A 20,683-nucleotide genomic window follows, 5' to 3' on the forward strand; every position below is an offset into this window, starting at 1 on the left:
CAGGCGTGTCACACGTTATGCAGTCGTATGGAACGCTACGGTCCGTGTCAGTGGGGAGAAAGGAAGCGCATCCATGGCAAGCGTCGAGGAGTGCCGGGCCGCTCTGGCCAAGCTCGTCGCCAATTTCGACGAGATCAGCGACGAGGACCGCGCCAAGCACGTCGTCGAGCGGACGGTCAGCTGCCGTGTCTCCGACCTCGACGTCGTCTTCTACGGCCGGCTCAGCCACGACGGCCTGGATCCGTTCACGGAGGTGCCTCCGGCCGACGGCAAGGAGGCGGACGTGAAGCTGACCATCACGAGCGACGATCTGATCGCGCTGGTCGAAGGTGAGCTCGACCTGGCCAGGGCGCTGCTGGGCGGCCGGGTCAAGGTGGACGCCAGCTTCGGTGACCTCCTGCGGCTGCGGAAGTTGCTCTGATATGCTTAACGCATCCGTTAAGTACTTGAGGTGCGTCCATGGGAATGATCATCGACGCGGAGCGGCTCAGCCGCCGCTTCGGGCAGAGCACCGCGGTTGACCAGCTGACCCTCACGGCCGGCGCCGGCGAGGTCGTCGGCCTGCTGGGTCCCAACGGCGCCGGCAAGACCACGACCATCAGAATGCTGGCCACCCTGCTCCCGCCGAGCTCGGGCACGGCGCGGGTGTGCGGCTTCGACGTGGTACGCGCGGCCGGCGACGTGCGCCTGCGCATCGGCTACGTCATGCAGCAGGTCTCCCCGATGGGCTACTACATGCTCACCGGCCGGGAGAAGACCGAGATCGAGGCGGCCCTCTACCACGTGCCCAGGAAGCGGGTGAAGGCCAGGGCCGCGGAGGTCCTGGAGCTCGTCGGCCTGAGCGCCCACGCCGACCGCCTGGTGCAGGCGTACTCGGGCGGCATGCAGAAGCGGCTGGAGCTGGCCTGCGGCCTGCTGCACCGGCCCGAGCTGCTCATCCTCGACGAGCCGACGCTGGGCCTGGACGTGCAGTCGCGCCACCACGTCTGGGACCACATCAGGCAGCTCTGCCAGGAGGGCATGACCGTCCTGCTGGCCACCAACTACATGGACGAGGCCGACCGCCTGTGCGACCGGCTGACCATCATCGACCACGGCCGCGAGATCGTCTCGGGCACTCCGGCCGAGCTCAAGGCGGAGATCGGCGCAGACAGCCTCGACGAGGTCTTCCTGCGCCACACCGGCCACGCGCTGCGTGAGGAGGCGGCGTGATGTGGGCCCAGGAGGTGCTGGCGCTGTCGCGGCGCTGGCTGCTGATGACCCTGCGCGAGCGGCTGAACCTGCTGTTCAGCGTGCTCCAGCCGGCGGTGTGGCTGGTGTTCTTCGCCGGCTCGCTGGGCGGCGCCATGAACGCCGAGGTCGTGGGCACCACCGACTACCTCGCCTTCGCGGTGCCCGGCATCATCGCCTTCACCGTCGTCGGCAACGGGGTGAGCGCGGCGATGCCGCTGCTGTTCGACAAGGAGACCGGCTACCTCGACAAGCTGATGAGCATGCCGATCAGGCGCAGTTCGCTGATCGTCTCGCGCTTCGTCTTCCAGATGGGCATGAACTCGGCGCAGGTGCTGGTCATCCTGCTCGTCGCGCTCCTGCTCGGGGTACGGCCCGCCACCGGCCTGCCCGGTGTGCTGGCGATCCTGCTCACCGCGGCGCTGCTGACGCTGGCGATGACGGCGGCGGCCATGGCGCTGGCCTGCGCGGTCCCCTCGCACGGCACGTTCTTCGCGGTCACCGGGTTCGCCTCGCTGCCGCTGCTGTTCATGTCCAACGCCTTCGTGCCGCTGACCGCGATGCCCGCCTGGATGCAGGTCGTGGCGCGGGCCAACCCGCTCACGTACGCGATCGAGGCGATGCGGCTGCTGATGCTGGACGGCTGGAGCGCCGGGCTGCCGGTGGCGATGGGGGCGCTGGTGCTGGCGTCCGCGCTGCTGCTCGTGGTGGGAGCGTGGCAGTTCGGACGCCAGACCAGCGAACGCGTCGCCTAGAGGAGCGGCTGGGCGCGGTCCAGGGCGGGCGGGTTCACCGGGCCCGTGCCGAGGTAGGAGCGCAGGGCCTCGTAGTCGCGCGGCCCGCGCACGGCGTCGGTGTAGCCGGTGAAGGCGGTGTAACCGTCGGCGCCGATCAGCGTGTAGGCGAGGGCGGCGAGTCGGTAGCCGCGGGCCGGGTCGAGCGGCTTGCCGTCGATGAGCACGTTCTCGACGCGCTCGCCGACCGGCTTGCTCACGTCATACGAGAAGCGGACATTTCCTGATACGGCAAGCGGGGCGAACCGGACCGTCCCGTTGGCCTGCGTCTGCCACTGCTGCTCAAGCGCCTGGTCGATCTGGGCGCCCTTCACCGACACGGTCAGCACCGGGTTGGCGTAGCCCCACGCCGCCCACGCCTGGGCGAAGGTGACGGGACCGGCCTTGAGGTCGCCGCGCAGCGAGTTGGAGCCCTTCACCGGCGCCACCGCGACCATCGCCAGGTCGGCGCCGTCGGAGGCGGCCTTCTCCGCGTCGGCCGCGAGGTTGCCCAGCGTGCTCTCGCCGTCGGCGTCGCGCACCCTGGTCACGTCACCGGTCAGCGTGCCGATCTGGCGGGCGCCGGTCTCCTTGGCCTTGGCGTTCCAGTAGTCGACCATCGCGACCATCTCGGGGTCGGCGGGCACGTCGCGGGTGACGGGGTGGTTGCGCGCGGTCGTGGCCGGCCTGATCACGTCGCGGGTGCGGCGGTCGATCTTCAGGTTGATCTCGTTGATGAGCCGGCCGTGGTTGGCCGCCTCCACGACCGGGCGGAGGTTGCCCGCCGGGTCGGGCAGCGAGCAGTTGAAGAACCAGTGCCAGTGGCCGGTGACGATCGCGTCGATGTCGGGCGAGGCGTCGCGGGCGAAGTCCCAGATCGGGCCGCTCTTGGTCGCCCCGCAGCCGTTGAAGTCCTGGCCGGCGGCGCCGCCCTCGTGCACGTTGGCGACGATGGCCTCCACGCCCATCCGCTTGAGGATCGCGGCGTACTTGTTGGCCGTCTCCACCAGCGGCAGGTTGTCCAGCGTGGGCTGGTAGGAGGTCGAGCCGGCGACCGTCGTGGGCGTGGTGAGGTTGATGAAGCCCACCGGCACACCCTGGAAGCGCTTGATCACGAACGGCTCCAGCACCGGGCGGGTGCTGCCCTTGCGGGTCATGTTGGCCGAGGAGATCTCGAAGCGGGCGCCGGGGAAGCGCCTGCCGGAGGAGTCGGTGAAGCAGCTGTCCAGGCCGACCTCGCCGAAGCACCTGCCCTTGCCCATGTGGTCGCGGGTGAACTCCAGCGACCGGTCGAACTCGTGGTTGCCCGCCGCGGTGAACTGCACGCCGATCCGGTTCAGGAACTCGACGGTCGGCTCGTCGGCGTGGTGGGAGACCTCCACGGGCCAGCCGCTGAAATCGTCGCCCGTGGTGAAGGTGACGGTGTTGCGCTTGCCGTTCCGCAGATTCTTCAGGTGGGTCGAGACGTACGGCGCGCCGCCCACCACCAGCGTGTTGCCCGCGCCGTCCTTGATCGTGCCGTCGGCGGCGTTGTTCTGCGGGGTGATGTAGCCGTGGAAGTCGGTGATGGACAGCAGTTGCACGTCGACGGGCTGGCGCCCGGCGGCGGAGGCGGGCTGTGCGGTGAGCGCCACGAGGGCGGCCGCGCCTATCAGCAGGGGTAAACGCATGGGGGATCTAACCCTTCGTTCCGGTGAATGCGATTCCGGCGATGAGCTGGCGCTGCATGATCACGAAGAGCACGATGACCGGCAGCGAGGCGACGATCGATCCGGCGAACAGGATCGGGAAGTTGGTCTGGAACTGTCCGCGCAGCGAGGCCAGCCCGGCGGCCAGCGTCATCTGCTCGGGGTCGGTGTTGACGACGAGGGGCCACAGCAGGCTGCTCCACGACCACATGACGCTGAGCAGGCCGAGCGCCAGCAGCCCCGGCCTGACCAGCGGGAGCATGACGTGCCAGTAGATCTGCAGCGGGCTGGCGCCGTCGAGGCGGGCGGCCTCGTCGAGTTCGGTGGGCAGCGTGAGGAAGAACTGCCGCAGCAGGAACGTCCCGAAGGCGCCGAACACGCCGGGCGAGATGAGCGCCTGCAGCGTGTTGAGCCAGCCGAGACCCTGCATGATCTCGTAGCGGGGCAGCAGGAACAGCTCCTGCGGCACCATGAGCACGGCCAGGAACACCATGAAGATGACGCCCCGGCCGGGGAAGCGCAGCCGCGCGAAGGCGAACGCGGCCAGCGAGCACAACAGCAACTGCCCGGCCGTGACCGCGGCGGTGACCACGACGGTGTTGAGGAACTGCCGCCCGAGCGGCACCGTCTTGAACACGTCGGTGAAGTTCTCCCACCGCCACGACGGCGTGAGCACCGGCGGCACCCGCAGCGAGTCGCTGAGCGTCTGCAGGGAGACGATGAGCTGCCACGCGAAGGGCGCCAGCATGACCAGCGCCCCGGCGATCAGCGTCACGTGCGCGGGCCAGGTCCTACGCATAGTGCACCCATCTCTTCTGCAGCCTGAACTGGATCGCGGTGAGCACGAGGATCAGGCCGAGCAGCACGACGGCGATGGCGGCGGCGTAGCCGCGCTGGTTCTGCAGGAAGCCCTGCTCGAAGAAGAAGTAGACGATCGTGCGGGCGCCGGGCAGCGCCGGGCTCTTGAGGTCGAAGATGAGGTAGACGAGGTCGAAGACCTGCAGCGCGTTGATCAGCGTGATGACGAGGACGAAGAAGGTGGTCGGGGTCAGCAGCGGCAGCGTGATGCGGAAGAACTGGCGCAGCCGCCCGGCCCCGTCGATCTCGGCCGCCTCGTAGTAGTGGCGGGGAATGCCCTGGAGCCCGGCCAGGAACAGCACCGCGTTGTACCCGATGGAGCTCCAGATACCGACGAGGGCGAGGGCGTAGATCGCCACGTCGGGGTCGGCCACCCAGTACGGGCCGTCGATCCCGACCGCCGCGAGGAGCTGGTTGATCGGACCGAAGTCGCCGTTGTACAGGTAGCGCCAGGTCAGGCCCACGGCCGCGGGCATGGTGACCACCGGCAGGAAGTAGATCGTCCGGTAGAAGCCCAGCCCGCGCAGGCCGCGTACGTTGAGCAGCGCCGCGACCACGATCGACAGGGGCACGCCCGCCAGCACCAGCACCGCGTACAGCAGCGTGTTGCCCAGCGCCCCCCTCATCTCCTCGTCGGCGGCCAGCGCGGTGAAGTTGTCCAGGCCGACCCAGGTCTGCCCGCCGAACACGCCTGACTCGGTGAAGCTGAGGTAGAGCGTCTGCGCGATCGGCCAGACGTAGAACACGGCCAGGCCGAGGGCCATCGGGGCGATCAGCGCATAACCCCAGAGCCGTTCCCTGCCTTTCATTCCTTGGCCAGGATCTCGTTCATCTTGACCGCGATCTCCTTGGCCACCTCCGCCGTCGGCCGCTTGCCCGTCCAGGCGTCGACCAGCAGCTTCTGCTGCACGTCCTGCCACTTCGCGGTGTCGAGCGTCACGGGGTACTCCACGCCGTGCGGCATCGAGCCCTCGAACAGCCCCTTCAGGTCGAAGTCGGGGTAGGCCTTGTAGAAGCCGTCCTGGGTGCCCTCGCGGGCCGAGATCGAGGCGCCGCCCGCGTCGCTGAAGATCTTCTGGCCCTCCTCAGAGGCGAAGAAGGCGGCGAAGGCGGCGGCCTCCTTCGGGTGCTCGGTCTTGGCCGAGACCGCGTTGGCCAGCGAGGCCACGATCATGCCCTTCTGGACCGGGCCCTTGGGCAGAGGGACCAGGTTGACGCGGGACTTCACCTCGGGGTTGGCGGCGAAGGTGGCGGCGAACCAGGACCCGCCGTAGTACATGCCGTACTTGCCCGTCTGGAACAGTTGCAGCGGCTCGGTGTCGTTGTAGACCTGGGCCTGCGGCGCGACCTTGTCCTTGTTCATCAGGTCGGTCCAGAACTCCAGGCCCTGGATGGAGCCGGCCTCGTCGAAGCCGGACTTCTTGCCGTCGGCCGACAGCACGCGCCCGCCGGCCTGGATCATCGTGTTGTAGAACCCGCCCTGGTCCCACATCGGGGCCATGATGCCCCACTGCTTCTTGGCCGGGTCGGTCAGCTTCTTGGCGGCGGCCTTGACGTCGTCCCAGGTCCAGTCCGCGGTCGGGTACTTCATGCCGGCGGCGTCGAAGATCTTCTTGTCGTACCAGAGCGCGGGCAGGCTCACACTGAACGGCAGCGCCCACAGCTTGCCGTCGTAGCGGTATCCGGCGACGGTGGCCGGGGTGAAGCCGGTCGTCTTGCTCTCGTCGGCCGGGGCGATGACGCCGCCCTTGGCGTACATGCGGACGTTGAGGCTGCTCATCCAGAACACGTCGGGCGCCGATCCACCGGCCGCGGCGGTCTGGAGCTTGGTCCAGTACTGGTCCCAGGGGGTGATCTCCAGCTTGACCGTGACGCCGGGATTGGCCTTCTGGAAGGCGTCGATGATCTTCTGGGCGGCGGGAGCGTCGTTCTTCTCCCACAGCGCATAACTGATCTCGATTTTTCCGGGCTTCTCGGGCTCGCTGGAGCCGCAGCCGGAAGCTAACAGGGCCAGTCCGAGCAGCCCGGCGATGGGCAGGCGCTTACGCATGGTCGTTCTCCAAACAGGGGGTGTGGCTACGGCCATCGAAGGTTGGCCGTCCAGGCGGCGAGCTCTGCGTCGATCTCCGCCCGGGTTCGTGGGTGGCCCGGCGCGTCGGGGCGCCGTTGCCAGGGGTGCGGCCCGCCGGCCGGGCGATACTCCACGCCCAGCGCGTCCAGCCGCCTTTCGTGTACGGCGAGGCGGCCGAGGAAGTCCTCGAAGTCGCGCCCGTCGTTCCATACCGCCTCCGCGAACGCGGCCAGGCGGGGGAAGGCCATGTAGTCCAGCAGCCGGGGCGAGTCGATGTGCTCGGTCCACAGCGCCGCCTGCGCGCCCAGCACCCGCTCGCGTTCGGCGGCCGAGAGCCCGGCCGGCACCGGGTCGAACCCGTGCACGGCGCGCAGCCCGGTCACGCTGCCGATCGCGACCGGCTCCTGCTCGCCCTCGGCCTGCCGGAAGTCCAGATAGGTCTCGGCGAAGGGCGAGACCACCACGTCGTGGCCGGCCCGCGCGGCCATCGCCGCGCACGCCTGCCCGCGCCAGGCGGCCACCGTCAGTCCGGGCGGCAGCCCGCCCGCCAGCAGCTCGTCCCAGCCGACGGGCTTGCGGCCGCGGGCGATGAGGTAGTCGGTGAAGTGGCGGACGAACCAGCTCTGCAGTTCCTCGGCGTCGCGCAGGTCCAGCTCGCGGATGCGCTCCTTGGCGGGGACGCTCTCGTTCCACTGGCCCTTGGGCACCTCGTCGCCGCCCACGCACACGTACGGTCCGGGGAAGAGCTCCAGCACCTCGTCCAGGACGTCCTTGAAGAAGGCGATGGTGGCGTCGGCGACGTTGAGCACGTTCTCGCCGACGCCCCACTCGGTGCGTACCGGCAGGGTCGTGTCCAGGTTGCCGAGCTCGGGGTAGGCGGCGATGGCGGCCTGCGTGTGGCCGGGCAGGTCGATCTCCGGCACCACGGTGACGAAACGGTCGGCCGCGTAGGAGACGATCTCCCGGATGTCGTCCTGGGTGTAGTAGCCGCCGTGCGGGCGGCCGTCCCATCTGCGGTGCTTTTTCGCGCCGAGCGGGGATTCGTGGCGCCAGGCGCCGATCTCGGTGAGCTTCGGGTACTTCCTGATCTGCAGCCGCCAGCCCTGGTCGTCGGTCAGGTGCAGGTGCAGGACGTTCAGCTTGTGGGCGGCCAGCAGGTCGATGTAGCGCAGCAGGTCGTGCTTGGGCAGGAAGTGCCTGGCGACGTCGATCAGGCAGCCGCGCCAGCCGTACCGGGGACGGTCCTCGATCGTGACGGCGGGCACCTGCCACGGCCCGCGCGCGGTACGGCCGGCGCGGAAGGCGGCCGGGCCGAGAAGCTGGCGCAGGGTCTGGGCGCCGTAGAAGGCGCCCGGTGCGGTGGCGGCCTCGATGAGGACGCGGCCGGGGGTGGCGGTGAGGCGGTACTCCTCCTCCGCCATGCCGGGCACGTGGCGCATCTCGATGCCGCCGGGGCCCTCCGGCAGGGGTAATCCGGTGGCGGGGACGAGCGCCTCGCGCAGCCAGGCGGCGGCGCGGGCCAGGGCCGGGTCGGCGGTGAGCGTGGTGGCCGGGCCCAGGCTGAAGACGCCCTGCCCGGGGACGGCGGCGACCGGCGCCGGAACGAGCGTCACAGGGTCACCACCGTGCCGGTTTCGCGGGCCCGTTCCGCCGCCCACACCAGCAGGTGCCCGGCGAGCGCGTCGGTGGCGTCGCCGCCGAGCGCGCTCTGGTCCCGGGTGGCCACGGCGTCCAGGAACGCCTCCACCAGGCCGCCGTCCCCGCCGCCGTGCCCGTCGGACAGCGAGGCGCCGCCGCCCGTGGCCTCGACGGTGTGCTCCTGGCCGGTGCGGAAGTCGACGACCCTGATCGAGGCGCCGTCGCCCTCGGCGTAGCCGTGCGAGCCGAAGATCCTGGTCTTGCGGTGTTCGAGCGGGGTGAAGGCGGTCATGGTGAAGGCGACCGTCGCGCCGCGGGCGAACTCCACGATCACGACCTGCTGGTCGACCACGTCGTTGTCGGCCGCGTAGACGCAGCGCCCGTACGGGCCCGTCTCCAGGGCCCGCGTGACCCCGGCCACGCTGGCGTCCGCCGTGACCGCGCCGAGCGGCCAGAACTCCTTGTGCGGGTCCCCGATCATCTCCATGTAGAACCGCTTCGCCGAGTACGGGCAGGCCGATTCGATCTCCAGCGGGCACGACACGCAGCGGTCGGCGGCGCCGGCCGGCCGGTTCTCGGGACGGAAGTGGATCAGCGAGCCGAAGGAGGCGACCCGGGCGGGCTCGTCCTCGACGACGTGCAGCAGCCAGTCGAGGTCATGACACGACTTGGTGAGCAGCATCGGGCCGGATCCGGCCACGTCGCGCCACGCCCCGCGCACGAACGAGTGCGCCTGGTGCCACCACCCCACCGGCTCCAGATGCTGCACGCTGGCGATCTCGCCGAGCACGCCGGAGGCCAGGACACGCTTCAGCTCTCTCGTGTACGCCGTGTAGCGCAGCACGTGGCCCACGGCGAACACGACCCCGGCCCGCTCGACCGCCTCGACGATCCGGCGGGCCTCCTTCTCGGTCGGAGCCAGGGGCTTTTCCAGCAGCATGTCGTAGCCGAGCGCGGCGAAGGCGACGGCGGGATCGGCGTGCTGGTGGTCCTGGGTGGCGATGACCACCGCGTCGGCCAGCTTCGGCACCGCGGCCAGTTCCTCCCAGCCGGGGAAGCAGGCCTCCTCGGGCAGCCCGTGCTCGCGGGCCACGGCCGCGCGGCGCCCCGGATCTGGATCGGCCACGGCCACGACCCTGGCCCGGCCGGAGGCGGCCGCCGCCCTGGCGTAGATCTGCCCGCGCGCTCCGGCGCCGGCGATCGCGATGGTTACGGTCATCGATGTGTTTCACTCCGCGACTTATGTGGGAGTCCATAAATATTCATGGATGACCGGCCGTGGTCAAGCCCCAGGTTTCGATGTGGCGGAGACGTCGCTTGCCGTACATAATGAGGTTTCCATCAAAAAGGAGGCATCGACGTGCACGTCAGCGGTGGGGACCTGCAGCGGTTGCGGCAGCTGAACTCGCTCAGCAGCATCCGCGCCCTGCGCGACGCGCGCCGCCCGCTCACCCTCACCGAACTCGCCGCCCACACCGGGCTCTCCCGCGGCTCCATCGTCGACGTCGTCACCGACCTGCAGGAACGCGGCTGGATCGCCGAGGTCGAACCCTCCCCCGGCGGCATGGGCCGGCCCGCCCGCCGCTACCGCTTCCGCTCCGACGCCGGGCACGTCCTCGGCATCGACATCGGCGTGCACAAGGTCCTGGCCACCATCACCGACCTCAACGGCAGGGCCATCGCCAGCGGCCGCACCTCCGTCAGCCCCGGCACCCCGCGCGAGCAGCGCCTCGACGCCATGAACAGAGCCATGGACGCCGCCCTGATCGCCGCCGGCCTCACCCCCGCCCACCTGTGGGGCGTGGCCGCCGGCACCGTCGGCGTCGTCGACCGCGAAGGCGTCATCACCCGCGTCCAGGCGCTGCCCGACTGGGCCGGCACCGACCTCATCGGCCACCTCGGTGCCCGCCTGCCCTGCCCCATCACGATCGAGAACGACAGCAAGCTCGCCGCCCTCGCCGAACAACGCCTCGGCGTCGCCGCGGGCGTACGCGACCTCGTCTACCTCCACGCCGGCCGCCGCCCCGGCGCCGCCCTGATCCTCAACGGGCGCCCCTACCACGGCTTCAGCGGCGCCACCGGGGAGGTGGGACTGATGGAGATCACCGGCTGGAGTACCATGACCGACCACCTGGAATCCTGCCCCGCCGCCGCCGGCGCCCCCGCGGAGGACGCCGCCGCCCTCGTCTTCGGCGCCGCCCGCACCGGCGACCCCACCGCCCGCGCCGCCGTCGAGGCCTACGCCCGGGACCTGGCCCTGGGCACCGCGGCCATGGTCCTCACCCTCGACCCCGAGGTCGTGGTCCTGGGCGGCGGCTTCTCCCGCTCAGCCGACGTCCTCCTCGCCCCGCTACGCCACGCTCTGGCCCCGCACTGCCTGCGCGTACCGGAGATCCGGCCTTCTACGCTGGGCGAGGAATGCGTGGTTCTGGGGGCTGCCTGCCTGGCCTTGGACCACATCGACCACCTGTTCTTCTCCCCCGAAGGCGCCCTCACCCACCCCACCGCCCCCCAACGCCCCACCTCCGCCTAACCCCACCACCCCCCGGCGCCCAACCCCGACCCCCAACGCCCACCTGAACCAGCACCCACCCCCGAACCAACACCCAGCCCGGCCTCTTACCCGGCGCACTGCCCCGACGCCCTCGACCCCGGGGTGCCTTCGACCACCCACATTGCCCAGCGCAGCAGCGCTTCGGACCCCCTGCGACCAGCCACGAATGCGGCCCGCCCAGCACCCGATCCCCCACCCAGCGCCTCGCCTACGGGCATCCCACCACCGCGGCCCGTCCACCCCGGAGCCCCCGAGCCCGGTCGGCCGGATCCGCGCCGCTACCCCATATCAGCCGGCCTGGAGGCGTTCCAGCACCGGCTTGACGCTGTCCTCATCCACACGCCCCGCCCCGGCCGCCGCCCAAGCCGCCTCGCAGGCCGTCCGGAGCCCGTCGATCCACGTCCCGTCACCCTCCAGGCGGAGGCTCCCGTCGACCCAGGTGGCCCGCCAGCCCCGCCGTACCTCGGGATAGTCCTCGCCCAGAGCCCGCAGATCCTCCGCGACGTAGGTGGGCCGATGCTCGGGCGCGGCCGTCAGCACATCGAGCGGACCCGCCACCCCCGTCAGCACCAGCAGACTGTCCACCCCCGCGTTGCTGGCCCCCTCGATGTCGGTGTCCAGCCGATCCCCCACCACGAGCGGCCGCTCGGCCCCCGTCCGCAACATCGACTCCCGATGCAACGGCGGCGCCGGCTTACCCGCATAGACAGGCTCAACCCCGGTCGCCGAGGCGATCACCCGCACCATAGCCCCGTTACCCGGCAATTCCCCCCGCCCGGAAGGCATCGTGGTGTCCCCATTGGACGCCACGAACAGCGCCCCCTGCCGAACCGCCAAAGCCCCCTCAGCCAGCAGCCCGTACGACAACCCGGCCGCGATCCCCTGCACCACCGCCACAGGCTGGTCCATCGCGGTCGTCACCACCCGAAGCCCCTGATCCCGTACGGCCAGCCGCAACCCCGTCCCACCCACCACCAGCACCCGCGCCCCGGGCTCGAACCGCTCAGCGATCAACCGAGCCGCCGCCTGCGCCGAAGTGACCACATCCTCCGGCTCCGCGGGCACCCCCAACTCCCGGAGATGCCCCGCGATGGCAGCGGGAGTACGCGAAGCATTGTTCGTCACATAAGCCAGCCGAACCCCCCGCCCTTTGGCCGCCACCAACGACTCGGCCGCCCCGGGCACGGCATGAGCCCCCAGATAGACAACCCCATCAAGGTCAAGCAGCAAGGTGTCGTACCTATCGACCAGCACCACATATCCCCTAACCCGCGACCAACACCGCCAGCGACTCTAACCCCCGCGCCTTCACCCACCCACAACCAGTTGTCCGCCCGCACACAGGAGAGCATCACAGCGACACCGAAGGCGAAACCCAAGAACAAGCCCAAAAGCGGAACCCAAAACCCGAGGCCCGAGCTTCAGGACCCAAGGCCCGAACTCCCGGAGCCCACGCCAAGAACAAGGCAGCAACCGTCAGCGACAGAGCCCGCAAGCACGAAGCCCAGAGGCGCAGACCCCAAAGCCCTACGCACAGAGCCCAAGCTTCCCTTCGGCGGAGCTCCACCCCGTCAGAAGATCGGCAGCCGCCCGCACACGCGTCAAGCACCCGCGTAACGCCCAGCCCCGCCGGCCAAGCCGCCCAGAGAATCGGAACGCCACCGAACCCCTCACATAGCCCGCCGAGCCCGCAACGTCGCCCGCACATTCCGCAAAGCCGTCACATAGTTACGCTCATCCGGCCGCATGGCCACAGCGATAGCCAGCGGCTCCTGAGCCGCCTCCATATCCCCCGTACGCCACAACGACAGCCCAAGCCCAAAATAGGCGTAATCCTCCGCCGGATTGGCATCCACAATCCACCGGAAGGTATCCGCGGCCTGCACGTACTGCCGCGAGTTGAACTGCGCCCGAGCCAACGCCTCCCGAATGCTGCGCGACTCCGGCTCAGCCGCCACCGCACGTTCCAGAAGCGACGCGGCAGCAGCCGGACTGCCCTCCTGAAGAAGCTTCACCCCACGCTGGTACCAGTCATAAACCTCACCCGAAGGCGCTCCGGGGGAATCATCAGGGACGTTTCTGCCTTGGATCATGCGTGAGGGCTCCTTCATCGAACGACGGCAGTTCCGCGCGATTCCCGGAGAGAACGGGCATCGCCGGGATATGGGGGCAACCCGGGGAAGACTCGGACCTCTATGGGAGCATGCCCGGTATGGGGACTCCTGAACTACCGGTGCCAGATGGGCTAATGCTGCGCCCCTTCCGCGGTGTCCGCTTCTCCGTGGACGACCCCGGGGCGGTCACCTCCCCGCCCTATGACCTGATCTCGGACGACGACGTCCAAGCTCTCCTGGACTCTCATCCCAACAATGTCGTCCGCCTCATCCTTCCCCGCGCCCCTGCCCACCTGGCCTCCCCGCCACCGGCCCCCGTCCCCGTCCCTCACACGTCCGCCCCCCAGGCCACACCCCAGCCGCCCTCCGCGAGCCCGCACAACACGGACGCCGAAAGCCCGCAGCCCACGGACGCCACAGAGCAGCACGGCGCGAACACCACAGGCCAGCCCGGCACGGCCCAAGCCTCCCTTCGCGCCTCCACCGTCGATGGACCCGCGGTCACCGCACGCCTCGACGACGTCGGACAAGCTCCCACGCACCGCCCACACCCCAGAACACCGCCCAACCCCGAAGACGCGGACCAGGCATCGGGAACAGGCCAGGACGCCGGTGAGGCCACCGATCACGAGCACAACCACGCCCCGAGGCAGGCCACACCGACGGCCGAGCACACCACGGCCCACGCGCAGGCCGAGACGCAAGACCGCCCGTCACCCACCGCCCGCCGGTACGGCGCAGCCCGAGACGCCCTGCGCGCCTGGCTGGCGGACGGTGTACTGGTCCGTGACGACCGCCCGGCCCTGTACGTCTACGAGCAGCAGGCCCCGGGCATGCTGCAACGCGGCCTGATCGGCGACGTCGGCCTGGCCGCCCCGGAGCAGCGCGTCATCCTCCCCCACGAGAACGTCATGCCCGGCCCCGTAGCCGACCGCCTGGCCCTCATGAGCACCACCCAGGCCAACCTCGAACCCATCCTCCTCCTGTACAACGGCAACGACCCCACCGCAGCCCCAAGCACACACTCAGACCCCAAGGACACCCCGACCGCCGGCTACCGAGGCAGCGGAACGTCCGGCTCGGCAGCCCGGCAGGGCAGGGCGAGCCGCCTGGTCGACGAGGTCGCCACCACCCGCCGGCCCCTGGTGACCGCCCAGACCACCGACGGCGTACGGCACAGCCTCTGGGCCATCACCGACCAGGCCGAGATCGACGCCGTGAACGCCGACCTCCGCCACCGCCAGGCGCTCATCGCCGACGGCCATCACCGCTACGCCACCTACCGCGAACTCCAGCGCAACGAACACGCCCGCCGTACGACCACCCCCGCAACCCCCGCACCGGCGACCAGCCCCGCCGAGACCGACCAGGTGTCCGGCACGCAGGACCAGGACTCCGGCCCGTGGGACTTCGGGCTGGCCCTGCTCGTCGACTCCGACGCCTACCCGCCGGACCTCAAGGCGATCCATCGCGTCATCCCCGGACTGCCTCTCGAAGAGGCGGCCGCCCGTGCCAAGGGCGCGTGGCGAGTCCAGGACTTCGCGGACCTGCCCTCCGGCCTGGCGGCGCTGCGGGAAGCACCCGAACCGGCATTCCTGCTGGCCGGAGAAGGTGGCGGCCATCTACTGACCGATCCGGATCCGGTGCAGTTCGCCCGTGCCATGCCGGCCGACCGCTCGGCGCGGTGGAACGCGTTGAACACCTCCGTCCTGACGGAGTTCGTCATGCCCAGGGTGTGGGGCATGCGGGACGACGAGGTCGACGTCCGGATCGTGCACCACGACGCGCAGGCCGCGGCGGACCTGGCCGCCACCACCGGAGGCACGGCGGTGATCCTCAACGCGCTGGCCGTCGACGACGTGCTCGCGGTGGCGGCCGAGGGTGAGCGGGTGCCGCGCAAGTCCACGTCGTTCGGGCCGAAGCCGCGCACGGGACTGGTGCTGCGTACGCTGGACGCCGACTGATCCGGCCGGGGCGGCTCAGCATGCGGCCACCGCCCCGGCCTCGGGGACGACCGCCCGGGTGGCCGAGGCGACCTCGACTTCGTAGCGCCAGACCTTGGCATGCGACGGACCGTAGATGCGGCAGCGGATGGCGCCGCTGATCTCCATGCGGTCGCCGGACGCCAGGCCCTCGACGAACGCGGTGACATCGGGGTCGTACGTCACGCACCGGATCGTGTCGACGACCGCGCGCGGCCGAGGCTGCGGGCGGCGGACGACCAGGCGCCACGCCGTCTGCGTGTCGCCGCTCGGCATCTCCCTGTGCTCCGGTGCGCCGGACAGCTTGCCGGTCAGCTGGACGTCGTTGTGGTCCATCTCAGGCCTCCCTCGTCGGTGAACTGGCCGAGATCACTCTTTACGATGAGGGCATGGCCGGATCGGCTCGAACGCCGTTCTGGGGATTGTGGTGAACGACTCGGGAGTGCTTGTGGACAACATCACCGCCCTTGGCGGCGACGTGTACGAGATCGACACGAAGATGGCCGGATACTCCGGGATCACCGCAGGCTATCTGATCCTGGGTGACCGGCCATGCCTGGTCGAAACGGGCACCTCGACCTCCGCGCCGGTCGTGCGGGACGCGCTGGCCTCGCTCGGCGTGGGGCCGCAGGACCTCGCGACGGTCGTCGTCACGCATATCCACCTCGACCACGCGGGCGGAGTGGGGGACATGGCGAAGTACTTCCCGTCCGCGCAGATCGTGGTGCACGAGAAGGGCGCGCGGCATCTGGCCGATCCGTCGAGGTTGATGGCCAGTGCCCGGATGGTGTGGGGCGATCGGCTGGACACGCTGTTCGGGGAACTGACCCCCACCGAGGCCGAACGCATCGTCGCCCTCGGCGACACCGGCGCCATCGACCTGGGCAACGGCCGCACGCTCAGCAGCCATTACTCCCCCGGCCACGCCAAACACCATGTCGGACTGGTCGATTCGGGCACCGGCGACCTCTATGTCGGCGACGCGGCCGGGGTCTACCTCCCCGAGACCGGCGACCTCCGCCCCGCCACCCCGCCGCCCGACTTCGACCTGGAAACGGCACTCAACTCGATCGCGCTGTTCGAGGCGCTGGGGCCGCAACGGCTGCTGTTCAGCCACTACGGACCGGTCGAGGCGGTTCAGGAGACTCTGGAGAGGTCCGCGGAAGAACTACGTGTCTGGGTGGACATGACGCGCCAGGCCCGTTCCGAGGGGATGGATCTGGATCACGCCGTCGCCATGGTCCACGAACGCACCAAGGAGCGCTACCTCGCGCTCAAGGCCGACGACGAGACGGCCGAGCAGTTCGAACTGCTCAGCGGCGCGGCCTCCAACGTCGCCGGCATCCTCCACTGGCTCGACCGCGTCTCACCGTAACGGCGCCGCCCGCCGTACCCCAGAAGAATTCCACGGTACGGCGGGCGGCGCAGGTCAGGACTCGGTCTTGCCATCCTTGGGCTCAGGCGCCTCGTCGAGGATGTCACCGAAGTCCGGCTCGATGAACGCGGGCGTGATACCGGCCGCGGCCGGGGCCTCCTCGTCCGGCTTGTCGGCCTCAGGCTCAGCTTCGGCCACCGTCTCGGCTTCAGGCACCGCTTCGGCAACTGCCTCGGCCGGCTCCTTGGCGTCGTCAGCCGCGGGCTCCTCCGCGACAACGTCGGCGGGCTCCTCCGCAGCCACGGGCTCGTCGACATCGGGCTCGTCGACCTCGGCCTCGGGCTCATCGACCGCCGGCTCGTCCACGGCCACGGGCTCGTCGCCGCCCAGCAGGTCACCCGCCTCTGCGAACGCCGCCGAGTCGGACACCTCCTCGGCCTCGACATCGGTCTCGGCGTCGGCGTCGAGGTCCTCGTCGTCCTCCTCAAGGTCCTCGATGACCGCTCCGGTCAGCTCCGCGTAACGCTCGGCCGCGTCCGTCTCGCCGTCCTCGTCGAAGGACATGGCCCGCGCGAACCAGTCCGTAGCCGCCTCGCCATGCCCGGCCTCGGCCAGCGCGTCCGCGTAGGCGAACGCCAGCCGCCCTGACCAGGGACGCGCCTGCGGGTCACGCAGTTCGGGAAGCCGCTGCAGCGTGATGACCGCGGCGTCGTGCTGCCCCAGGTCCCGGCGGGCCCCGGACTCCACGATCGCCAGCTCGATCCGCCCGGCGCGGTCAAGCCGCTCCGCTTCCGGCGAACGCACCAGGTCAAGCGCCCGCTCAGGCCGCCCAAGCCCGCGCTCGCAGTCCGCCATGACCGGCAGGTACGCATCCGACCCGGTCAGCCGCCGCGCCGCCCGCAGATCGCTGAGCGCCTCGGCGAAATGCCCGGCCCGGTAGGCCACGATCCCCGCGGCCTCCCGCACCACCCCGATCCGGGCCGCGAACCGCCGCCCGACCTTGGTGTGCTCGTAGGCCTGATCCGGATCGTCCTCACCAAGCGCCCGCTCGGCCGCGACCAGATGCCTGGCCACCAGATCCGCGAGGTCGCCGGGCAAGGCGCGCAGCTCGTCGCGTACCTCCTGGTCGAGCTCGTCCGCGGTGATGTCCGCCGGCATCTCGGGCAGCGGCTCACGCTCGCGCGTCTCCTCCCGCTCTGGCTTGCCGAAGCGCGCCCGCGACCCGCTGTCGCCGTCGCGCGAGAACGGCCGGCCAGGGCCGGAGTCACGCCGCTCCTCGCCGCGTGAGTCCCGCTCGTCACGGAATCCGTCGGTACGGCGGGGCCCCCGGTCATCCCGGTAGCCCCCCTCACGACGCGGCCCACGATCATCGTCGCGGCGAGGGCCCCGATCGAACCCGCCCTCACGGCGGGGACCGCGGTCGTAGCCGCCTTCGCGACGGGGGCCACGGTCATAGCCACCCTCACGACGAGGACCGCGATCGTAACCGCCCCGATCCTCGCGAGGCCCACTGTCTCCACGCGGCCCGCGATCGTCCCGGCGAGGACCACCGTAACCGCCCTCACGACGAGGACCACGGTCATACCCACCTTCACGACGAGGCCCGCGATCATCGTCGCGGCGAGGTCCCCGGTCGTAACCACCCTCACGCTGCGGACCACGATCATCCCGGCGCGGACCACGGTCGTCCCGGCGTGGGCCACGGTCGAAACCGCCCTCACGGCGGGGACCGCGATCGTAGCCACCTTCGCGACGGGGACCACGGTCGTAGCCGCCTTCGCGACGCGGCCCGCGATCGTAACCGCCCCGATCCTCGCGAGGCCCACTGTCTCCACGCGGCCCGCGATCGTCCCGGCGAGGACCACCGTAACCGCCCTCACGACGAGGACCACGGTCATACCCACCTTCACGACGAGGCCCGCGATCATCGTCGCGGCGAGGTCCCCGGTCGTAACCACCCTCACGCTGCGGACCACGATCATCCCGGCGCGGACCACGGTCGTCCCGGCGTGGGCCACGGTCGAAACCGCCCTCACGACGCGGCCCGCGATCATAGCCACCCTCGCGACGAGGCCCGCGATCATCGTCGCGGCGAGGACCCCGGTCGTAACCACCCTCACGCTGCGGACCACGATCATCCCGGCGCGGACCACGGTCGTAACCACCGTCGCGCCGCCCGCCGCTCCCGAAGTCCGGACGCTCGGCGAACCCACGCTCATCCCGGTCCGGGAACGCCCGCCGCGGAGCATCGCCCTCACGACGCGGGCCACGGTCGTAACCGCCCCCACGCTGGGGCCCACGATCATCATCCCGGCGCGGACCACGATCGAACCCGCCCTCACGACGAGGACCGCGATCGTAACCACCCTCACGACGAGGACCACGGTCATAGCCACCCTCACGACGAGGACCGCGGTCGTAGCCGCCTTCTCGTCGCGGCCCGCGGTCATCCCGACGGGGGCCGCGGTCGTAGCCGCCTTCCCGGCGACCCTCCCGTCCCCGGTCGTCGGAACGGAACGGACGGTCGCCCTGGTTTCCGCGCGAGTCGCGGGAGCCGTACCCGCCTCTGTTTTCGTCTGGGCGCTTGTCTCCGTCGCGGGGGCTGTCGCCACGCCCGCTCTGTCCGCCGTCCGATCCGTTATCTCTGTTCACTTCTGGTCCATTTCGTTGGCTCACTCAGCGGACCCGTGTCTCACCCAACGGTCCACTGTGGCTGCCCGCACCGCGGGTCTTACGCGAAGAAGGCCACCCGTGGTGGGGTGGCCCGGCGCCTCCAGCCTAGCAAGCTCCAGCAGTTCACCGACCCGGGCCGATATTCGGTCGCCCCCAAAGACCGGCTCCACCAGGATGACGGCATGTCGCTACGCGCACACGAGATAGCCGAAGCCCGCAACCCCATCCTCAACCCTTTCACCGAAGACAAACTCGACCTCCTCGGCGAAATCTGTCACCCCAGCCCAGGGGCCCGGCACCTCGACCTGGCCTGCGGCAAAGGCGAACTGCTCAACCGTTGGTCCAGGCGGTACGGCGTACACGGCACCGGCGTCGACCTCAGCGAGGTCTTCCTCACCGCCGCCCGCGAACGCGCAAATGAGCTGAACGTCACCGACCGCGTGCAATTCATCCACTCAGAAGCCGCCACCTACGCAACAGAAAAGGCCGAGCGGAGCGCCCACGACATCGTCTCCTGCATAGGCGCCACCTGGATCGGCAACGGCCTCACCGGCACCTTGGACCTCATGCGCCCGCTGTTGCGCCCAGGCGGCCTGATCCTGGTAGGCGAGATCTTCTGGAACACCACGCTGCCCACGGAAGCAGCCACGGCTCTGGGCATCGACAACCACACCTGCGTCTCACTGGCCGCGACCGCCGAACGCATCGAGCGATCCGGCTTCGAACTCCTCGACATGATCCTGGCCAACCCCGACGGCTGGGACCGCTACACCGCCTCCCAATGGTGGACGATCAGCGACTGGCTCCTCGACAACCCCGACGACCCGGAAGCCCCCGCGATGCGTGACTTCCTCCGTCAATGCCGAACTTCCCATCTCAAGTACGGCCGGCAGTACCTCGGCTGGGGCGTCTTCATCCTCCGCCCAGCCATACCTTTGCCCAACCCATAACCCAGATCTCCCCACATTCTCCCCACGTCAGGGGATATATCCCGACATGGCAACTGCATCCACGCACCACGGCCCAGCCTTCCGCCAGGAATCCGGCTGGCTGACCTTCGCCGGGATGCTCGGCGTCGTGCTGGGCGTCTTCAACGCCATCGAAGGCCTGATCGCCCTGTTCCGCAACGACTACTTCATCACCCCGGCCGGCCGCCTACTCGTCTTCGACTACACCACCTGGGGCTGGATCTGGCTCGCGGTCGGCATCCTGCAGATCGCCGCCGGCGCCGGCATCATGGCAGGCCAAATCTGGGCCCGCGCGGTCGGCGTCTTCCTCGCCGCCCTGGCCATGATCGGCCAGTTCGCCTTCGTCCCCGCCTACCCGGTCTGGTCCATCATCAGCATCGCCCTCTGCGTGGTAATCATCTACGGCCTGATAGCCGCCCCCCGCAACGCCACCGGTTAAGTACGCCCGCCGCCCCTACGCCGAAGCGGCGGGGAGCCGAGGCTCAAGGGGCACGCCACGCCCCGGCAGAGGGCGAGAAGGACGCGGCGCGTGTACCGGGGCGAGTAGTGCCCAAAGCATCGGACACGCGAGCGAACGCCCATGGCGACCGTGCGAGGCGGCCGCGTAGTGAACGGGGTCTAGGGGAACGCAAAAAAAAGGGGCCCGACCAACCGGTCGGGCCCTTTCTCCTCTTGCATGTTTTTGTGCGGCGGTGACCTACTCTCCCACACCCTCCCGAGTGCAGTACCATCGGCGCTGGGAAGCTTAACTTCCGGGTT

Annotated in this window: 18 protein-coding genes; 8 read left to right on the top strand and 10 right to left on the bottom strand. The window is 70.1% G+C overall.

Going from position 1 to position 20,683, the window contains the following annotated elements; genetic code table 11:
• The first annotated feature begins 73 nt into the window (after nucleotides 1-73).
• From ACFWY5_RS50565 to ACFWY5_RS50575, 3 genes are read left to right on the top strand one after another with little or no spacing between them, the layout of a single operon-like run.
• On the top strand, nucleotides 74-421 hold the full coding sequence (locus ACFWY5_RS50565) for an SCP2 sterol-binding domain-containing protein (protein WP_379617575.1): 348 nt from the start codon (nucleotides 74-76) through the stop codon (nucleotides 419-421).
• A 38-nt stretch (nucleotides 422-459) separates the two neighbouring features.
• Nucleotides 460-1,212: an ABC transporter ATP-binding protein gene (locus tag ACFWY5_RS50570; RefSeq protein ID WP_379639270.1), complete on the top strand. Its 753-nt coding sequence runs from the start codon at nucleotides 460-462 to the stop codon at nucleotides 1,210-1,212.
• A complete protein-coding gene (locus tag ACFWY5_RS50575) occupies nucleotides 1,212-1,985 on the top strand; it encodes an ABC transporter permease (protein WP_379639284.1) in 774 nt (257 codons plus the stop codon). Before ACFWY5_RS50570 ends, ACFWY5_RS50575 begins: the two co-directional genes overlap by 1 nt.
• Here ACFWY5_RS50575 and ACFWY5_RS50580 read toward each other — a convergent pair.
• From ACFWY5_RS50580 to ACFWY5_RS50605, 6 genes are read right to left on the bottom strand one after another with little or no spacing between them, the layout of a single operon-like run.
• Nucleotides 1,982-3,673: a bifunctional metallophosphatase/5'-nucleotidase gene (locus ACFWY5_RS50580; RefSeq protein ID WP_379617571.1), complete on the bottom strand. Its 1,692-nt coding sequence runs from the start codon at nucleotides 3,671-3,673 to the stop codon at nucleotides 1,982-1,984. The genes ACFWY5_RS50575 and ACFWY5_RS50580 overlap by 4 nt on opposite strands.
• Nucleotides 3,674-3,680: 7 nt before the next feature.
• Nucleotides 3,681-4,490 carry a carbohydrate ABC transporter permease gene (locus ACFWY5_RS50585; protein ID WP_379639271.1) on the bottom strand — a complete coding sequence of 270 codons (810 nt, stop codon included), beginning with the start codon at nucleotides 4,488-4,490 and terminating at the stop codon, nucleotides 3,681-3,683.
• Entirely contained in the window at nucleotides 4,483-5,358 is an 876-nt protein-coding gene (locus ACFWY5_RS50590) for a carbohydrate ABC transporter permease (protein WP_379617567.1), read from the bottom strand. The genes ACFWY5_RS50585 and ACFWY5_RS50590 overlap by 8 nt, the downstream gene beginning before the upstream one ends.
• Nucleotides 5,355-6,599, bottom strand: a complete 1,245-nt coding sequence (locus tag ACFWY5_RS50595) for an ABC transporter substrate-binding protein (protein ID WP_379617565.1) — start codon at nucleotides 6,597-6,599, stop codon at nucleotides 5,355-5,357. The genes ACFWY5_RS50590 and ACFWY5_RS50595 overlap by 4 nt, the downstream gene beginning before the upstream one ends.
• A gap of 26 nt (nucleotides 6,600-6,625) precedes the next feature.
• Nucleotides 6,626-8,233 (bottom strand): beta-N-acetylhexosaminidase, encoded by a 1,608-nt coding sequence (locus ACFWY5_RS50600; protein WP_379639272.1) that lies wholly within the window; start codon nucleotides 8,231-8,233, stop codon nucleotides 6,626-6,628.
• Nucleotides 8,230-9,477, bottom strand: coding sequence for a Gfo/Idh/MocA family protein (locus ACFWY5_RS50605; protein ID WP_379639274.1), 1,248 nt, complete (start codon nucleotides 9,475-9,477; stop codon nucleotides 8,230-8,232). The genes ACFWY5_RS50600 and ACFWY5_RS50605 overlap by 4 nt, the downstream gene beginning before the upstream one ends.
• Nucleotides 9,478-9,618: 141 nt before the next feature.
• Between ACFWY5_RS50605 and ACFWY5_RS50610 the strand changes: the two genes are divergently transcribed.
• Nucleotides 9,619-10,791, top strand: coding sequence for an ROK family protein (locus ACFWY5_RS50610; protein ID WP_379639275.1), 1,173 nt, complete (start codon nucleotides 9,619-9,621; stop codon nucleotides 10,789-10,791).
• A gap of 309 nt (nucleotides 10,792-11,100) precedes the next feature.
• Here the strand turns inward: ACFWY5_RS50610 and ACFWY5_RS50615 are convergent, their stop codons facing one another.
• Nucleotides 11,101-12,066 (bottom strand): HAD-IIA family hydrolase, encoded by a 966-nt coding sequence (locus tag ACFWY5_RS50615; protein ID WP_379639276.1) that lies wholly within the window; start codon nucleotides 12,064-12,066, stop codon nucleotides 11,101-11,103.
• A gap of 416 nt (nucleotides 12,067-12,482) precedes the next feature.
• Nucleotides 12,483-12,905, bottom strand: a complete 423-nt coding sequence (locus ACFWY5_RS50620; RefSeq protein ID WP_379617555.1) for a tetratricopeptide repeat protein — start codon at nucleotides 12,903-12,905, stop codon at nucleotides 12,483-12,485.
• A gap of 155 nt (nucleotides 12,906-13,060) precedes the next feature.
• Between ACFWY5_RS50620 and ACFWY5_RS50625 the strand changes: the two genes are divergently transcribed.
• Complete coding sequence (locus ACFWY5_RS50625; RefSeq protein WP_379639277.1) at nucleotides 13,061-14,890, top strand: DUF1015 family protein; 1,830 nt, start codon at nucleotides 13,061-13,063, stop codon at nucleotides 14,888-14,890.
• Between the two features lie 15 nt (nucleotides 14,891-14,905).
• Here ACFWY5_RS50625 and ACFWY5_RS50630 read toward each other — a convergent pair whose 3' ends face one another.
• Entirely contained in the window at nucleotides 14,906-15,244 is a 339-nt protein-coding gene (locus tag ACFWY5_RS50630) for a single-stranded DNA-binding protein (protein WP_379639278.1), read from the bottom strand.
• A gap of 112 nt (nucleotides 15,245-15,356) precedes the next feature.
• Between ACFWY5_RS50630 and ACFWY5_RS50635 the strand changes: the two genes are divergently transcribed.
• Entirely contained in the window at nucleotides 15,357-16,283 is a 927-nt protein-coding gene (locus ACFWY5_RS50635) for an MBL fold metallo-hydrolase (RefSeq protein ID WP_379617549.1), read from the top strand.
• Nucleotides 16,284-16,337: 54 nt separating this feature from the next.
• On the opposite strand, the gene ACFWY5_RS50640 is transcribed toward ACFWY5_RS50635, so the two are convergent.
• Nucleotides 16,338-17,441 carry a hypothetical protein gene (locus ACFWY5_RS50640; RefSeq protein ID WP_379639280.1) on the bottom strand — a complete coding sequence of 368 codons (1,104 nt, stop codon included), beginning with the start codon at nucleotides 17,439-17,441 and terminating at the stop codon, nucleotides 16,338-16,340.
• Nucleotides 17,442-19,138: 1,697 nt separating this feature from the next.
• On the opposite strand from ACFWY5_RS50640, the gene ACFWY5_RS50645 reads away from it, so the two are divergent.
• Together ACFWY5_RS50645 and ACFWY5_RS50650 are read left to right on the top strand one after the other, a co-directional pair.
• A complete protein-coding gene (locus ACFWY5_RS50645; protein WP_379639281.1) occupies nucleotides 19,139-19,906 on the top strand; it encodes an SAM-dependent methyltransferase in 768 nt (255 codons plus the stop codon).
• A gap of 46 nt (nucleotides 19,907-19,952) precedes the next feature.
• Nucleotides 19,953-20,363, top strand: coding sequence for a hypothetical protein (locus ACFWY5_RS50650; protein WP_379628260.1), 411 nt, complete (start codon nucleotides 19,953-19,955; stop codon nucleotides 20,361-20,363).
• Nucleotides 20,364-20,683: the final 320 nt, after the last annotated feature.

The sequence above is a fragment of the Nonomuraea sp. NPDC059007 genome, from assembly GCF_042740555.1.
Taxonomy (GTDB): domain Bacteria; phylum Actinomycetota; class Actinomycetes; order Streptosporangiales; family Streptosporangiaceae; genus Nonomuraea.

Bases quoted from the DNA above. Each gene is read 5' to 3' on its own strand.
- ACFWY5_RS50650 (WP_379628260.1), top strand. From the start codon at position 19,953: ATGGCAACTGCATCCACGCACCACGGCCCAGCCTTCCGCCAGGAATCC.
- ACFWY5_RS50640 (WP_379639280.1), bottom strand. From the start codon at position 17,441: ATGCCGGCGGACATCACCGCGGACGAGCTCGACCAGGAGGTACGCGAC.
- ACFWY5_RS50565 (WP_379617575.1), top strand. From the start codon at position 74: ATGGCAAGCGTCGAGGAGTGCCGGGCCGCTCTGGCCAAGCTCGTCGCC.
- ACFWY5_RS50595 (WP_379617565.1), bottom strand. From the start codon at position 6,599: ATGCGTAAGCGCCTGCCCATCGCCGGGCTGCTCGGACTGGCCCTGTTA.
- ACFWY5_RS50630 (WP_379639278.1), bottom strand. From the start codon at position 15,244: ATGGACCACAACGACGTCCAGCTGACCGGCAAGCTGTCCGGCGCACCG.
- ACFWY5_RS50645 (WP_379639281.1), top strand. From the start codon at position 19,139: ATGTCGCTACGCGCACACGAGATAGCCGAAGCCCGCAACCCCATCCTC.
- ACFWY5_RS50620 (WP_379617555.1), bottom strand. From the start codon at position 12,905: ATGATCCAAGGCAGAAACGTCCCTGATGATTCCCCCGGAGCGCCTTCG.
- ACFWY5_RS50570 (WP_379639270.1), top strand. From the start codon at position 460: ATGGGAATGATCATCGACGCGGAGCGGCTCAGCCGCCGCTTCGGGCAG.
- ACFWY5_RS50625 (WP_379639277.1), top strand. From the start codon at position 13,061: ATGCTGCGCCCCTTCCGCGGTGTCCGCTTCTCCGTGGACGACCCCGGG.
- ACFWY5_RS50585 (WP_379639271.1), bottom strand. From the start codon at position 4,490: ATGCGTAGGACCTGGCCCGCGCACGTGACGCTGATCGCCGGGGCGCTG.
- ACFWY5_RS50575 (WP_379639284.1), top strand. From the start codon at position 1,212: ATGTGGGCCCAGGAGGTGCTGGCGCTGTCGCGGCGCTGGCTGCTGATG.
- ACFWY5_RS50590 (WP_379617567.1), bottom strand. From the start codon at position 5,358: ATGAAAGGCAGGGAACGGCTCTGGGGTTATGCGCTGATCGCCCCGATG.
- ACFWY5_RS50580 (WP_379617571.1), bottom strand. From the start codon at position 3,673: ATGCGTTTACCCCTGCTGATAGGCGCGGCCGCCCTCGTGGCGCTCACC.
- ACFWY5_RS50605 (WP_379639274.1), bottom strand. From the start codon at position 9,477: ATGACCGTAACCATCGCGATCGCCGGCGCCGGAGCGCGCGGGCAGATC.